This window comes from Bradyrhizobium sp. SZCCHNR1043 (assembly GCF_032489675.1).
In the GTDB taxonomy this organism is placed as follows: domain Bacteria; phylum Pseudomonadota; class Alphaproteobacteria; order Rhizobiales; family Xanthobacteraceae; genus Bradyrhizobium.
In genome coordinates this window covers 294,086-307,035 of the sequence record NZ_JAUEYN010000008.1, presented here as the reverse complement: position 1 = coordinate 307,035, position 12,950 = coordinate 294,086, and the positions used below count along the sequence as shown (strand labels likewise).

The 12,950-nt window shown below is 66.5% G+C and carries 18 protein-coding genes and 1 tRNA gene; 11 read left to right on the top strand and 8 right to left on the bottom strand.

What is annotated here, in order from left to right; genetic code table 11:
- Window positions 1–224 precede the first annotated feature (224 nt).
- Together QX039_RS16375 and QX039_RS16370 are read left to right on the top strand one after the other, a co-directional pair.
- Window positions 225–575 (top strand): glutathione S-transferase family protein, encoded by a 351-nt coding sequence (locus tag QX039_RS16375; protein ID WP_316219516.1) that lies wholly within the window; start codon window positions 225–227, stop codon window positions 573–575.
- Window positions 576–839: 264 nt separating this feature from the next.
- Window positions 840–1,565 (top strand): Crp/Fnr family transcriptional regulator, encoded by a 726-nt coding sequence (locus tag QX039_RS16370; RefSeq protein ID WP_315737479.1) that lies wholly within the window; start codon window positions 840–842, stop codon window positions 1,563–1,565.
- Window positions 1,566–1,601: 36 nt separating this feature from the next.
- Here the strand turns inward: QX039_RS16370 and QX039_RS16365 are convergent.
- Window positions 1,602–1,688, bottom strand: a tRNA-Leu gene (locus QX039_RS16365).
- Between the two features lie 388 nt (window positions 1,689–2,076).
- Here QX039_RS16365 and QX039_RS16360 point away from each other — a divergent pair.
- Window positions 2,077–2,538, top strand: a complete 462-nt coding sequence (locus QX039_RS16360) for a hypothetical protein (protein WP_315737480.1) — start codon at window positions 2,077–2,079, stop codon at window positions 2,536–2,538.
- 19 nt (window positions 2,539–2,557) lie between these two features.
- Here QX039_RS16360 and QX039_RS16355 read toward each other — a convergent pair whose 3' ends face one another.
- Together QX039_RS16355 and QX039_RS16350 are read right to left on the bottom strand one after the other, a co-directional pair.
- Entirely contained in the window at window positions 2,558–3,757 is a 1,200-nt protein-coding gene (locus tag QX039_RS16355) for an FAD-dependent monooxygenase (RefSeq protein ID WP_315737481.1), read from the bottom strand.
- A gap of 10 nt (window positions 3,758–3,767) precedes the next feature.
- Window positions 3,768–4,010 carry a zinc-finger domain-containing protein gene (locus QX039_RS16350; protein ID WP_006611181.1) on the bottom strand — a complete coding sequence of 81 codons (243 nt, stop codon included), beginning with the start codon at window positions 4,008–4,010 and terminating at the stop codon, window positions 3,768–3,770.
- 292 nt (window positions 4,011–4,302) lie between these two features.
- Here QX039_RS16350 and QX039_RS16345 point away from each other — a divergent pair, with 292 nt between their 5' ends.
- On the top strand, window positions 4,303–5,454 hold the full coding sequence (locus QX039_RS16345) for a hypothetical protein (RefSeq protein ID WP_409998839.1): 1,152 nt from the start codon (window positions 4,303–4,305) through the stop codon (window positions 5,452–5,454).
- Window positions 5,455–5,500: 46 nt separating this feature from the next.
- Window positions 5,501–6,250 (top strand): alpha/beta hydrolase, encoded by a 750-nt coding sequence (locus tag QX039_RS16340; RefSeq protein ID WP_315737482.1) that lies wholly within the window; start codon window positions 5,501–5,503, stop codon window positions 6,248–6,250.
- Window positions 6,251–6,370: 120 nt separating this feature from the next.
- Here the strand turns inward: QX039_RS16340 and QX039_RS16335 are convergent, their stop codons facing one another.
- Window positions 6,371–7,567, bottom strand: a complete 1,197-nt coding sequence (locus QX039_RS16335) for a hypothetical protein (RefSeq protein ID WP_315737483.1) — start codon at window positions 7,565–7,567, stop codon at window positions 6,371–6,373.
- Window positions 7,568–7,792: 225 nt separating this feature from the next.
- A complete protein-coding gene (locus tag QX039_RS16330) occupies window positions 7,793–7,975 on the bottom strand; it encodes a hypothetical protein (protein WP_315737484.1) in 183 nt (60 codons plus the stop codon).
- 170 nt (window positions 7,976–8,145) lie between these two features.
- Here QX039_RS16330 and cysE point away from each other — a divergent pair, with 170 nt between their 5' ends.
- Both cysE and QX039_RS16320 read left to right on the top strand, forming a co-directional pair.
- Window positions 8,146–8,976 (top strand): serine O-acetyltransferase, encoded by an 831-nt coding sequence (gene cysE, locus QX039_RS16325; protein WP_315737485.1) that lies wholly within the window; start codon window positions 8,146–8,148, stop codon window positions 8,974–8,976.
- Window positions 8,977–9,256: 280 nt separating this feature from the next.
- The gene (locus QX039_RS16320) at window positions 9,257–9,469 is read left to right on the top strand and encodes a DUF3126 family protein (RefSeq protein ID WP_006611186.1); all 213 of its coding nucleotides are present in this window, start codon (window positions 9,257–9,259) and stop codon (window positions 9,467–9,469) included.
- Between the two features lie 109 nt (window positions 9,470–9,578).
- Here the strand turns inward: QX039_RS16320 and QX039_RS16315 are convergent, their stop codons facing one another.
- Window positions 9,579–10,277: a hypothetical protein gene (locus tag QX039_RS16315; RefSeq protein ID WP_315737486.1), complete on the bottom strand. Its 699-nt coding sequence runs from the start codon at window positions 10,275–10,277 to the stop codon at window positions 9,579–9,581.
- A gap of 195 nt (window positions 10,278–10,472) precedes the next feature.
- On the opposite strand from QX039_RS16315, the gene QX039_RS16310 reads away from it, so the two are divergent.
- Together QX039_RS16310 and QX039_RS16305 are read left to right on the top strand one after the other, a co-directional pair.
- Window positions 10,473–10,802, top strand: coding sequence for a DUF6949 family protein (locus QX039_RS16310; RefSeq protein WP_172115419.1), 330 nt, complete (start codon window positions 10,473–10,475; stop codon window positions 10,800–10,802).
- An 83-nt stretch (window positions 10,803–10,885) separates the two neighbouring features.
- Window positions 10,886–11,416, top strand: a complete 531-nt coding sequence (locus tag QX039_RS16305) for a gamma carbonic anhydrase family protein (RefSeq protein ID WP_315737487.1) — start codon at window positions 10,886–10,888, stop codon at window positions 11,414–11,416.
- A gap of 39 nt (window positions 11,417–11,455) precedes the next feature.
- Here QX039_RS16305 and QX039_RS16300 read toward each other — a convergent pair whose 3' ends face one another.
- Window positions 11,456–11,623, bottom strand: a complete 168-nt coding sequence (locus QX039_RS16300) for a hypothetical protein (protein WP_315737488.1) — start codon at window positions 11,621–11,623, stop codon at window positions 11,456–11,458.
- Window positions 11,620–11,901 (bottom strand): hypothetical protein, encoded by a 282-nt coding sequence (locus QX039_RS16295; RefSeq protein WP_316162965.1) that lies wholly within the window; start codon window positions 11,899–11,901, stop codon window positions 11,620–11,622. Before QX039_RS16295 ends, QX039_RS16300 begins: the two co-directional genes overlap by 4 nt.
- A gap of 99 nt (window positions 11,902–12,000) precedes the next feature.
- Here QX039_RS16295 and QX039_RS16290 point away from each other — a divergent pair, with 99 nt between their 5' ends.
- Window positions 12,001–12,471 (top strand): hypothetical protein, encoded by a 471-nt coding sequence (locus QX039_RS16290; RefSeq protein ID WP_315737489.1) that lies wholly within the window; start codon window positions 12,001–12,003, stop codon window positions 12,469–12,471.
- Window positions 12,472–12,629: 158 nt separating this feature from the next.
- Window positions 12,630–12,941, top strand: a complete 312-nt coding sequence (locus tag QX039_RS16285; RefSeq protein ID WP_315737490.1) for a hypothetical protein — start codon at window positions 12,630–12,632, stop codon at window positions 12,939–12,941.
- Window positions 12,942–12,950: the final 9 nt, after the last annotated feature.

The window sequence follows — 12,950 nt, the reverse complement described above, 5'->3', positions numbered from 1 at the left end:
CGGGACCTGCACGCAGCTACTGGCGGCGCATGCAAAAACAATCAATCCCGAGGCAGTAGCAAGCAAAATTGTGCGCAAGGTGAGGCCCCCCGGTCCCACGTCCCGAACGAATGGAAAACCACTCGATGCATTTGGCTAGTACAATTCGTCCCGCAAAGGTTGTAACCTGCTGCGCGTAGACGAGGAAGTCAATCCGGCCGCGCGTATGGACTAGCGACTAGTACCTGTTCCAGGGCGTCTGCAACGTCATCATCTTCCAGCGCATCGTCGGCCCGCAATTTTTCGGCACGACCACCAACGAAGCCGCGATCGCACGCGCGATGCAGCAGGCGAGAGCCGTCATCGCGGAGTTGTCGCGGCTGCTCGGCGAGCAGCCGTTCATGGTCGGCGACCATCTGTCACTGGCGGATCTGCAGGCCGCGCCGCAGGCGAGCGTCCCGTCGTTGACGCCGGAATGGACGGAGCTGACCGCCGGCCATTCCAATCTCGTCGCCTGGATCGACCGGCTGGAGGGGCGGCCGAGCTTCAAGTCCACCACCATGGCGGAGCTGATGGCACGAGCGCAGGCGGCGTAGGCGCCAGCCGCGTCGATCATTGCTTGGGCGTGAGATCCGCGTCCAAACGACTGATCGCGCCGTGAAGGCCGCCGGGGCGGACGAATGCGCGACTTTCAGCCACGTCATTAATCCAAGTTATATCGCTGCGGACCGGTTCCATCTTAGCTGTCAGGCATGCCGGAGGCTTCGGCATCCGCTCACTCGGAGCGGCCGCCGCTGCGTGCCGACGGCCGCGCGACGAAGCCGGCCCTGCGGACAGATTGGACACAAGCACCCCCCTTGATGCTGCGATCAGACCCCGATCTAGCCGCCCGCTGCGTCTCCTGCACTCACCTCAATTCCGGATTCTGTGCCGCGCTGTTCAATGCCTGCGGCGAGCAGTCGGCGCTGCCGCGGCTCCATCAGCAGTTCTTCACCGTCCGGGCGGGCCAGCAGATCAAATGCCAGAGCGAGGCGCGCGACGAAGTGCTCGTGCTCTGCACCGGCTGGGCATTCCGTTACATCCAGTTGTCGGATGGCGGCCGCCAGATCCTGCGCTTCCTGCTGCCGGGCGACATCTTCTCGCCGGCGGCGATCTTCGCCAAAGGCATGAGCTTCTCGGCCAAGGCATTGACCCAGGTCCAGGTCAGCCGGCTCGATGGCGAGGAGGTCCGCAAGCAGTGTCGCGCCGACGAGCTGGTCATGATGGAGGTGTTCCGCTCGCTCGGCGACAACGGCCGGGCCTCCTACGAGCTCATCACCGTTCTCGGCCAGCGTCCGGCCGAGCGTCGGATCGCACATCTGCTGCTCAGCCTGATGCGGCGCGTCGCGGCGCACAGCGTTATGCAGAATCACCGCTATCCGTTTCCCTTGAAGCAGCAGCACATCGCCGACGCCGTCGGCCTGACATCGGTCCATGTCAGCCGCGTGCTGGCGCTGTTTCGCGATCGCAAGATCCTGACGATCTCGGAGGGCACGCTGGAGGTCACCGATCTCGCCGAGCTCGAGCGGCTGGCGGCGTTGAACTGAGCCGGGCAGGGCGGTCAAGGAAGGCGCGCATAGCGCTGGTGCGGACGGTGGGACTCGAACCCACACGACGTTGCCATCGAGGGATTTTAAGTCCCTTGCGTCTACCGATTCCGCCACGTCCGCGCTTTGATTTCAGAGACCTGGCGCACCATCCGGCGAGGCCGGACGAGGTTGCACTTTGGTTCTGAAGCTCATCCTCTGCTTAAGCCAGCGAGAGCGCCTTGGTAAAGCCTCAATCCGGCCGTCACCAGCTGCTTTGAGATGCCTTCGCGTTGAAGCGCTTTGCCAAGTCTGGGATCACGTGGTGCAAGACATGGACGAAGCGGCCGTTGTAAGGCACGGACCCATCACGAGAAAACGATTCGGATCCGCATGCCTTGCGGACCGGTCGCTGGGCGAGGTGAGCGTGACGAATCCGAAGACCATCGCAGAGGCGAACACTGCCGCCGTTCGCGGCCGATCGGCCCACAATTGCGTCGACGTCTCGAGGCCGCCGCATGATCGAGGCTGCATGACCACCGATCGCCTTCGTTCCCGTCGCCTCGCGCTGGCCGCGGGACTGTTCGTGTTGGGTGGGCTGCTCTCAGGCTGCGCAGGCATGAGCGACAGCGTGTCGACGGCCTTCGCGGATCCCGCCAAATACGATCTCTACGACTGCAAGCAGCTCGAAGCCGAGCGCAAGGCGCTCGCGGCGCGCGCGGCCGAGCTGCAGGGCCTGATGGCCAAGGCGGAGACCGGAGCCGGCGGCGCCATCGTCGCCGAGGTCGCGTATCGCAACGATTATGTCGCCATCAGGGGCCAGTCGCAATTCGCCGAAGAGGCCTGGCGCCGCAACAAATGCGTGGAAACGCCGCCGGCGCCGGTGGCCGCGAAGGGTGGCAAGCCGGTCAAGCCGGCGCGCAATGCGCGGCCGATGGCCTCGAGCAATTCCGGCGCACCATCGATCTTGCCGCGCGACGGCTCGGTCTACTGACCGCAGCCGCAGCGGCAATCTATAGCCGCCAGTCGTAGATCCAGCTCTGCCGCGCCGACAGGCGCTGCGGGCCGAGCGCCTTGATGCTGAGGTCGCGGGCCAGCGCCAGCGGCCCGGTCATGTGATAGAGGCGGCCCTGATTGCGCGCGGTGCGCTGCACCTGGCCGACGCGCGGACGGCGCAGCTTGGCGTAGCGTTTGAGCGCAGCCGGGATCGCGCCGGGACCGTCCGGGCGTGCCTCGCTCAGGCTCTTGGCGAGCACCACCGCATCCTCGATCGCCATTCCCGCGCCTTGCGCCGCAAAGGGCAGCATGGCATGCGCGGCATCGCCCAGCAGCGCGACGCTGCCGTCGGTCCATTCGATGCCTTCGGGGACGCCGAACAGCGCCCATTTGCGCCAGCCGTCGACCGCGTTGAGCAGCAGGCGCGCCGTCGCAGGCCAGCGCGGTGGGGCGAACGCCGCCTTCAGCTCGCTCGGATCACCCTCCGTGCTCCAGCCCGGCCGGTTCCAGGTCCCCGGCACCACCGCGACCACGTTGACCTGCCGGCCGGCAGAAATTGGATAGGCGACGAGATGGGCCTCGGGACCCATCCACAGCTGCACCCGTGCTGCGGTCAATTCGCGTGGCAATTGCCGGGCGTCGAGCGTGCCGCGCCAGGCGATCAGGCCGGAAAACGCGGCGCGGACTTGCGGAAACAGATGGTGCCGGACCGCCGACCACACGCCGTCGGCGCCGATCAGCGCCAGCGCCACGTCCTGGCGGCGCTCATTGCCGCGGCGATGCACGACGGTCAGGCCCTTGGCGTGGGCGGCGACGTCCTCGAACTGGCAGCCGAGCCGCAGCTCGACGTCCGGATGCGCCATCACCTCCGCGGCCAGCGCCGCCTGCAGGTCGGCGCGGTGGATGACCCAATAAGGCGCGCCAGCCGCCTGGCTCGCGGCCTCGCCGAGCGGCAGGCGAGCGATCTCGCCGCCGGCCCGCGCGCTCATGATGCTGACGGCGTCGGGCACCACGGCGCGCGCGGTCAGCCGCGGCCCCAGGCCGAGATCGAGCAGGATGCGGCTGGCATTGGGCGACAGCTGCAGGCCGGCGCCGACTTCCTCGAGCCGTTCAGCCTTCTCCAGCACGACGACGCGGAAGCCCTTGGTGGCGAGCGCGAGCGCAGCCGTCAGGCCGCCAATCCCGGCTCCAGCCACATAGACGGTACGCGATGCCACGACACGCCGATCAGGCAACGTCCTTCAGCACGCATTCCGGCGGCCGCGCTTCGCCCGCGGCGAGGTCCGGCGCATAGCGGTACAGCGTCGAGCAGTACGGGCAGATGATTTCCTTGTCGTTGCCGAGATCGAGGAACACGTGCGGATGATCGAACGGCGGATTGGCGCCCACGCACATGAACTCATGCGAGCCGATCTCGATGACGGGGACACCGGCATCATTGTGGAAATGCGGGACGATGTTATCGGCCATCGGTATCACCTCGCGTGGCAACGGGAGCGTATGCGGTCAGCACGACGGAGCAGGACGGGACTGAGGTCGCAGGGCCGCACGCGTCGAAAACGGCGCGACCATACTGAGCCTTAAGGCCAATTCCTAGTGTTGGGAACCCGCGTTTGGTGCAACGCACGCCGTTATGTTGTGGCCTGTGGATTCGACACAAACTCAGGCCCGCCGAGAAGCCCTTCTTTCGTCGGGGCCGTTGTGTCAGGCACGGGACATCCTATGTCTTTCGGCATCGTCCCCGCGAAAACGTGAAGGCGGCGTGATCTCGAAGCGAATCAAGCTGGGAATCAGTCTGGCGCTGGCCGGGCTTGCCGTCAGCGCCGCGGTCGGCGCTGCGATATGGCCGCACGCCTATGGGGCCGGAGCCATCATCGTGGCGCAGGATGATCCGGCGAGGCTGTCGGAGCTTCAGATCGCGTCCGTTCTGCAGAACGATCCGGCGCGGATTGCTCGCAACATCGAGGATGCGCTCGCGGCTGGCGATCCCGATCTGGCCGAGAGTTTCGTCGCGCTCGCACAGGATCATCGCGTTGCGCTCGACGAGGCGCTGATCCAGCGGGTGAGCGATGCCGTGGCCGCCGAGAAGGCGCCGGGGAGTGTCGCCAAGCGCTTCGCCAGCGGGCTCGTCACCGGCCAGGCCGATGACGTCGCGAGCCTGTCCGGCACCGTGGCGGGCGACCTCTTCGTGTTCGGCGACATCCGCGACGCGGTGCGCGAGGGCAAGCATCTGGTGATGGGCGAGGAGACCGACCGGCTGGTGCTGGGTCTCGCGACTGCGGGCCTTGCCGTCACGGCCGCGACCTATGCCTCGGTCGGGACTGCCGCGCCGGTGCGGGCCGGGCTGACGCTAGTCAAGGATGCGCGGAAAGTCGGCCGGCTCGGCGAGGGGCTCGCCGCCTGGGCCGGGCGCTCGGCGCGCGAGGTGGTCGATGCGCCGCTGTTGCAGCAGGCGGTGGCCTCGGGCTCGGTGCTGCGGCCGGGCCAGACCGCGACCGCGATCCGGGCTGCGTTCCGCGCCGAGAAGGCCGGCGCGCTGGTGCGGCTCGCCAAGGATGTCGGCCGCATCACCGAAACGGCCGGCACACGTGGCGCGCTCGATTCGCTCAAGCTTGCCGAAGGGCCGAAGGACATTGCCCGTGCGGCCCGCCTGGCCGAGGCCAAGGGCGGGCAGACCCGCGCGATCCTGAAGCTGCTCGGTCGCGGCGCGCTGCTGCTGACCGCGGGCGCATTCAATCTCGCGCTGTGGCTGTTCGGCGCGTTGATGACGCTGCTCAGCTTCGTCGCCTCGCTCAAGGCGATGGCCGAGCGGGCCACCCAGGCCTGGCTCGACCGGAGCAAGCGGCGCCGCCTGCGCCAGATGCAGGCCGCTGCGGTCCGTCCCGAACTGGTCGCGGCCGCGCCCTGCGGCTAGACTGCGGCTCAAGATCAATCCTTGCACATTCCGGGATCCGCGACCGATGCCGAGCTTTCACAACGGCGCTGTTGAAATTGCCTTCATCGACGAGGGGGAGGGCGATCCGATCGTGCTCGTCCACGGCTTCGCCTCGACCAAGACCGTCAACTGGGTCTATCCGTCCTGGATCTCCGAATTGCGCAAGGACGGCCGCCGCGTGATCGCGCTCGACAATCGCGGCCATGGCGATTCGGCCAAGCTGTATGATCCCGCGCTGTATTCGATCGCGGAGATGGCGAGCGACGTCACGGCGCTGATGGATCATCTCGGCCTCGCCAGCGCCGACGTCATGGGCTACTCGCTCGGCGGCCGCATCGCCGCGCATATTGCCTTGAGCACGCCACAACGCCTGCGCTCGGCGATCTTCGGCGGCATCGGCATGGCGATGATCGAGGGCGGCGGCCCCGGCGAGAACGTCGCCTCGGCACTCGAGGCGCCGTCGATCGACGACGTGACCGATCCCGTCGGCCGCACCTTCCGCGCCTTCGCCGACCAGACCCGCTCGGACCGCCTGGCGCTGGCCGCCTGCATGCGCGGCTCGCGCGGCCTGATCTCGCGGGAGGAGGCGGGCCGCATCGCGGTGCCGGTGCTGGTCGCGGTCGGCACGACGGACGAAGTGTCGGGCTCGGGGCCCGCGCTCGGTGCGCTCATCCCGGGCGCAGAGGTGCTCGACATTCCCAACCGCGATCACATGCGTGCGGTCGGCGACAAGGTCTACAAGGCCGGCGTGGTGGATTTCCTGGCGCGGCGCTGAACGCGAAGCCCGGGCGAGCGGAGCGCCCCCGGGTTCTCAGGAGCAGCGCGTGTGAACCCGCATGTCGCTTTCGCCGAAGCCTCGCGGCTTCGGCTGTCGCTCATGCGGGCTGCGGGGCCCTCATGCCGTCGGCACGTCCGCACGCTCGCCGCCGAACCAGCGCGCGGCTGCGATCAGCGCCGTGAAGGTGGCGATCCACACCAGCCGCGCGCCATAGCGGTCGTGCGGGCCGGAGATCACGCCGCAGATCACGGCGTTGCCGAGCAGCGCGAGCGTCACGGTGCTGGCGAGCAGGGCGACGTCGTCGCGCCGCCGCCGCCAGATCGCGTGAGCGGCAATCGCTGCTGCCGCGAGCATCGAGCCCAGCGCGACCGGCACGTGCAGCCAGTTCACGACGGCGAAATTGATCTCCCAATGCTGCTGGTGCGCCGCACGCATCTCCCGGACCTGCGAGGGGATGTAGCGCTCGATGATGCCATAGGTGTGCGGCACCCAGCCGCTGGTGCCTTCACCGGTCGCCACATGTATCAACTGCTCGGCCGTGGCGACCGCGGCGGCCTTGGCCTGCCACAGCGGGTAGGCCGCGAGCGACTGCTTCACGATGAAGCCCATCTCGTCGTTCATGCCCTCGAAGCGGCCGAGCTTGTTGAACATGCTGTTGCCCCACAGGAAGTCGTCGGCGGTGGGCGGCAGCTCGTTGCGATAGGGGCAGAGCTTCAGCTTCTCGCGGGCGCAATGATCCTTCAGATATTGCGCCACGATACCGTCCTGGAGCATGCGGCCGAAGGCGACGCCGGTGCCGCCCGGCGTCCACGCCAGCTGGCCGGACAGGGCAAAGTTGGCCGCGAGCAGCATCGCCGCCCCCGCGACGATGGTCATGCTGGCCTGGACGAGGCCCGAGAGCGCGATCTGCCGGCGCAGCCGGGGATAGGCGATCCAGCCGACGCAGCACAGGCCGAACAGGACGCCGAGCGTGGCGCTGTGGGTGGCGGAGGCGAAGGCCACGAAGCCGAACAGCGCGCATTTCTCCAGCACGGAGGTCCGGCGTGCCTGCGTGACCATGATGTACAACGCCAGCACCGACAGGCCGGCGAAGATGTCGGTCAGCAGCATGCTGGCGAGCCAGGGCAGGGCGGTGGTCAGGACCAACAGCAGGCAAATCCAGAGCAGGCGCAGCGGCTGGGCCAGTCCCAACACGCGCAAGGTGAGCTGCAGGATCCAGAGCGTTGCCAGCGCCTGCAGACCAAGATTGAGCCAGAAGCTCGAGCCCTCGCCCCAATGCAGATAGAGCCCGAACACGGTCGAGCGGCTCGGCACCAGATAGCCTTCGTACCAGCGCGCGAGGTAGCCCCCGGTGTCCCACTGCAGCAGCGGGTAGCCGTTCCACAGCGCCGGCGCGACCAGGAAGAGCGGGATGACGATGACGGGGAGCCAGGCCGATCCGGCCTCGGTCGTGCGTTCGTCCAGGATCTGAGTGTTACTGATACCCGTGTCCCCCCGATCAGGAGCACCATGGCCGCAATATGGTCAGGGCGATATTCACTAGTAGACGCAGAGCGATGGATGGTAAAGCCGATCCCGGGATTGAACGGGGGAATGGTCGGCCTTCTGTGCCCGGGTGGTTCCTTTTGCCGCAGCCACGGTGTCCGCCGCTTCTTCCGCCACGATCGTCTTGATTTCGGGTTCCGGCTGCCCACCTTGAGCCGACACGGTGCCGAACGGCATGGCGGCGCAACCGGGACGTCACCGGCGGGGCGTAACGGAAATGTCTCAATCCCGTGTTCTCTGGGAGGCGGGCTGGCTGGGATGGATCGCCGGCCTCGCGCAGCCCGCGGAGGACATCGTTCCCAGCGCCGTGCTATAAGGCCCGCCCACTGAAACTGCGAGAAGCAGCCATGGCTATGCACCAGACCAATCCGCAGCAGGGCAGCAAGCTGGCGACGCTTGATCCGATCTGGGATCGGATCCGCCACGAGGCAGAAGAGATCGTGCGCCGCGAGCCTGAACTCGCGACCTTCATCTATTCAACCGTTCTGCACCATGGCCGGCTCGAGGATTCGGTCGTGCACCGGGTTGCCGATCGTCTCGATCATTCCGCGCTGTCGGGCGACCTGATCCGCCAGACCTTCGACGATGCGCTGCGCGACGAGCCGGACCTCGGCCATGCGTTTCGCGCCGATCTCGTCGCCGTCTACGATCGCGATCCCGCCACCTCGCGCTTCATCGATCCGTTGCTCTACTTCAAGGGCTTTCACGCGCTGCAGACGCACCGGCTGGCGCATTGGTTGTATCGCAAGAGTCGCAAGGATTTCGCGTTCTATCTGCAGAGCCGCTCCTCGGCCGTGTTCCAGACCGACATCAATCCGGCGGCGCGCATCGGCCGCGGCATCTTCCTCGATCACGCCACAGGCTTCGTCTGCGGCGAGACGGCCATCATCGAGGACAACGTCTCGATTTTGCATGGCGTGACGCTCGGCGGCACCGGCAAGGAGAATGAGGATCGGCATCCCAAGATTCGTCACGGCGTGCTGATCGGCGCCGGCGCCAAGGTTCTCGGCAACATCGAAGTCGGTCATTGCGCGCGCATCGCTGCCGGCTCCGTCGTCGTGAAGCCGGTACCGAACAACGTCACCGTCGCAGGCGTGCCGGCGAAGATCGTCGGCGAGGCCGGTTGTGCGGAGCCGTCGCGCACCATGGATCAGATGATCAACGCGATCGGGATCTGAGCCGCGAGCGCGTCGGCGACAGCGAAGTCAAGACCTTCTCATCCAGGGAAATTCGTGCCAACACATCGGCGTCTGTGGATTTGACGATCCGCCGTTTGTCTTGGCGGAGTGAATGTGAGATCCACGGCGTCCCTTTCAGGTCGTTCGACATCGCCAGCTCGTCTTGCCTCGATCGGTGGGCCGGAATGTCGAAATCACAATGTCGAAATCACAAGGACACGGACGTTCGCGCTGCAACGTCCTCATCATCCGCAAACCTCGCTGTCGATTGGAGATCACCGTGGACGTTCAGGAAGTCAGGAAGCTCGACGCGTATCTGAAGCGCGTGTTTGGCAATCCCAAGATCCGTGTAGTGCCGCGGCCGAAGAAGGAGGACTCCGCCGAAGTCTATATCGGCGAGGAGTTCATCGGCGTGCTGTTCGTCGACGACGAGGACGACGATCGCTCGTTCCAGTTCCAGATGGCGATCCTGGAAGACGATCTGGTGGAGTAAGTCCTAGAGCGCGTAGCCCGCATGAGCGCAAGCGACATGCGGGTTCACACGCGCTGGGCGAAAGACCCCGGATATCGCTGCGCTCATCCGGGCTACGACTGACTACTGACTACTTCGTCGCATGCATCTGCGCCGTCAGCCGCTCCATCGCGGCGGCGACGTCCTGCCACTGTGACAGCCAGCTGCGCGGAAACCGGAAGATCAGATCCGCGCCCTCGACGCGGCGTTCGCTGAGGCACATGCCGGGCGTGGCGGCGTCACGCGTGCAGCGGGCGACCAGCAAAGGCTGCTCGGCCGTGAACAGATCCTCCACGTCGTACGGTGTGCCCGCGCGGAAGCTTCGCATGCTCAGCCCGTCCTGCACCGACACGGCAACTGGATTGAGGTAGCGCGGATAGATTGTCTTCAGTCGCGTCTCGGGCGACATCGCGTCGTGATGCGCCGATATCGAGACGAAGATGCGATCGATCGGGTGCGGCGCCTGATCGATCTGGTCGGCGCTGACGTGATGCGGCGCCTCGGGCGGCGTGAGCGAGGGATATTCGAAGCCGAGATCGACGCGCTCCTGCGGGCCGGTGTGGCGCTGGACCTTCACCCGGATGGCGGCCGCCGGCACGTTGAACACGGTGCTGCCGATGCTGACCGGCAGGCGCTCGGGCCCCTTGAAGGTGCTGGCGCGCCAGGTCGGCCAGAGCAGGTAGGCAACGAGGGCGATCGCCGCCGCCGCCAGCACGCAGCCCAGGATGATCGGCACGGCATGGCCATGTCCGTTCGAAGGGCGGGCACTGCGGACCGAAAACATCGTCATGGCGGGCAGGGGATCTCAAGGCCGAATCAGCGGCGACTATGCCACGGCGATGCGGCATTCTGCAGAAACTTACCTGCAGGGAGCCGCGCACCGGCTGCGGCCGCCGTTAACCGTTCCTTAAGGATAATGTGGCGGGCGCGAGCACTTTTTGCCAAACCAGCATCGGGCTGTTCTGCAAGTGTGTGAGTGCGTACGATGTCGGCAGAGGCGTTCAATTCCCTGTTCTCGCTCCTCATCGGTTTCGCCTTGGCCGGTGCCCTGGCGAGCGGCTATCAGGCCTATGCCGAACGTCCGCCGGGCTTCGAGCTGCTGCAGGAGGGCGTCACGCCCCGGCGCTTCGCCGCGGTGCCGTTCCTGGTGTTCGCCGCGCCCTTCATCATCATGCGCAACACGCTACGCGGCGCGCGCATCGAGCGCCGCCGCTTCGAGTTCGTGATGCTGGCGACCGTCATCGCCGGCTTCTGGAGCATGATGTCCGGCACCTTCGTGGTGATGACGCTGCGCGCCGCGGGCGTGCTGACCTAGTTCCCGTGCCGGGCGCCGCCGCCGCGGTTGCTTGAAATCGCTCTGGCGGCTGTGCCAAGGTCACCTGCGAACGGGAGACCTCGATGGCCATCTACGAACTCGACGGGCAGGCGCCCGAGCTGCCGGCGGACGGCAACTACTACATCGCCGACAATGCCACCGTGATCGGCCGGGTGAAGCTCGCCAAGGAGGTCACCGTCTGGTTCGGCGCGGTGATCCGCGGCGACAATGACTCGATCGAGATCGGCGAAGGCTCCAACATCCAGGACAACGCCACCTGCCACGTCGATCCCGGCTTTCCGCTGCGCGTCGGCCGCAACGTCACGGTCGGCCACAATGTCATCCTGCACGGCTGCACGGTCGAGGACGACGCCCTGATCGGCATGGGCTCGATCATCATGAATGGCGCGCACATCCGCCGCGGCAGCGTCGTCGGCGCCGGCGCCATCATCACCGAGGGCAAGGATTTTCCGGAATACTCGCTGATCATCGGCGCGCCCGCGCGTGTCGTGCGCACGCTGGAGCCGGCGCAGGTCGAGCGCATGGGTATCGCGGCCAAGGCCTATGTCGCCAAGGGACCGCGCTATACCAAGGGCCTGAAGAAGATCGGCTGACCTCGCCGCCGATCGAACTGTCGGGCTATCGGAGATCCCTCACGTCCCTTCGGACTCGCCAGCTTCGGCTGCGCTGGCGACACGCTCGTGGCCGCTCGCCCACAGCGCATGCTGCTCGCTGCCGTCGTGATAGGGATTGGCCTCGGCCGGAATGTTCTCGCGCGCGGCGCGCTCGCCCTGCTCGAAAGGATCGGGGTCGGTGCTCATGCTGATGCCCTGCTTCTCTGCTTCGGTTTGCGCTTCGACTGGTTTCTGGACTTGTCGTCGGTCTCGCTTTTCCGTTTGCGCGCAGGCTTGCCTGTGCCATCGCCATCCTCCGCAGCGCTCTTGCGCAGCGCGTCCTTCAGATCCGCCGGTACGCCGTGCTTTTCCAACAGGTCCATGAACGCCTCGTCGGCGAGATCCTGCAGACTCAGCATCTGATCGCGGCCCAGCTGCTTGAGCTTGCCGAACGTGTCCTCGTCGAAGGCGATCAGCTTGCGCACGGCTCCTCGGTCTCCTCGCCCCATCAATCCTCTCCGATCAACATTCGTTCCGGAACGCGGTCCGCCCGGTCGGGTTGAAGCGTAAAGGGAGACGGTCACATGGCCAGATTTTCGTTGGGCACTTTGATCGTGATTGCAGGCCTCAGCACGCCCACAGCGGTGTTCGCGCAAGGCGGTCCGGGCGGTGGAGGAGGCGCTGGCGGCGGCGCGCCGGGTGCGGGGGCCGCCGGCACCGGCACGACCGGTATCGCCGCAGGATCAGGGGACGCCGCCGGTCTCGGCAACGCGCAGAACGGAGCCGGAAGCGGCAACAATCCCTCGCGGCTGTCGCAACCGGGGGCGGCAGGCACCAACGGGACTAACAGCCTCGGCACGGCGCAGTCGTCCGGTTCCGGCGCGAGCGGGTCGGGGTCGAGCAATTCCGGCGTCACGACCGGCACGGGTCGTGGAGCGGCGGGAGGCACCGCGGCAACGGGACCGAACCGCGCCGGTGATGCGACCGATGAGCAGATTCAGCAGGAGAACAAGACGGTCGACCGGAAGGTCAAGAGCATCTGCCGCGGTTGCTGAATATTGCCCGCGGCTCCGGACGTCACGCAACGACATCGAGATCGCGCAGATGTGAGCGGGGTTGCCCCCGCGCCGTTCCAAATTCGGCTTAGAGACATCCGGCTGAGAGTACCGAGTGCAATGACATTGTCATGCCGGTTGAATTTGGAGACGGATCGATGCGCAAGAGATTGATGGGATTGCTGGTGGGTGCCGTGATCGCGGCGGCGATGGTGCCCGGCATGGCATCGGCGCGCGGGCCGGGCGGCTTTCATGGCGGCGGTTTCCATCACGGATTCGGTTATCATCATGGCTTTGGTCCAGGCTTCGGAATCGGGTTCGGCTTCGGCTATCCCGGCTACTACGGTTACGGAGGCTATCCTTACTACTACCCGTACACCTACGAAGATCTCGGCGGCTGCTACGTCGCCCGCAAGCGCGTGCGCACGGCGCACGGCTGGCGCTATCGGAACGTCGAGGTGTGTGAATGAAGCTTGGGC

Coding starts and splice junctions, on each gene's coding strand:
- QX039_RS16370 (WP_315737479.1), top strand. CDS start 840: ATGCTGCGATCAGACCCCGATCTAGCCGCCCGCTGCGTCTCCTGCACT.
- QX039_RS16360 (WP_315737480.1), top strand. CDS start 2,077: ATGACCACCGATCGCCTTCGTTCCCGTCGCCTCGCGCTGGCCGCGGGA.
- QX039_RS16350 (WP_006611181.1), bottom strand. CDS start 4,010: ATGGCCGATAACATCGTCCCGCATTTCCACAATGATGCCGGTGTCCCC.
- QX039_RS16340 (WP_315737482.1), top strand. CDS start 5,501: ATGCCGAGCTTTCACAACGGCGCTGTTGAAATTGCCTTCATCGACGAG.
- QX039_RS16330 (WP_315737484.1), bottom strand. CDS start 7,975: ATGCCGTTCGGCACCGTGTCGGCTCAAGGTGGGCAGCCGGAACCCGAA.
- cysE (WP_315737485.1), top strand. CDS start 8,146: ATGGCTATGCACCAGACCAATCCGCAGCAGGGCAGCAAGCTGGCGACG.
- QX039_RS16315 (WP_315737486.1), bottom strand. CDS start 10,277: ATGACGATGTTTTCGGTCCGCAGTGCCCGCCCTTCGAACGGACATGGC.
- QX039_RS16310 (WP_172115419.1), top strand. CDS start 10,473: ATGTCGGCAGAGGCGTTCAATTCCCTGTTCTCGCTCCTCATCGGTTTC.
- QX039_RS16305 (WP_315737487.1), top strand. CDS start 10,886: ATGGCCATCTACGAACTCGACGGGCAGGCGCCCGAGCTGCCGGCGGAC.
- QX039_RS16300 (WP_315737488.1), bottom strand. CDS start 11,623: ATGAGCACCGACCCCGATCCTTTCGAGCAGGGCGAGCGCGCCGCGCGC.
- QX039_RS16290 (WP_315737489.1), top strand. CDS start 12,001: ATGGCCAGATTTTCGTTGGGCACTTTGATCGTGATTGCAGGCCTCAGC.
- QX039_RS16285 (WP_315737490.1), top strand. CDS start 12,630: ATGCGCAAGAGATTGATGGGATTGCTGGTGGGTGCCGTGATCGCGGCG.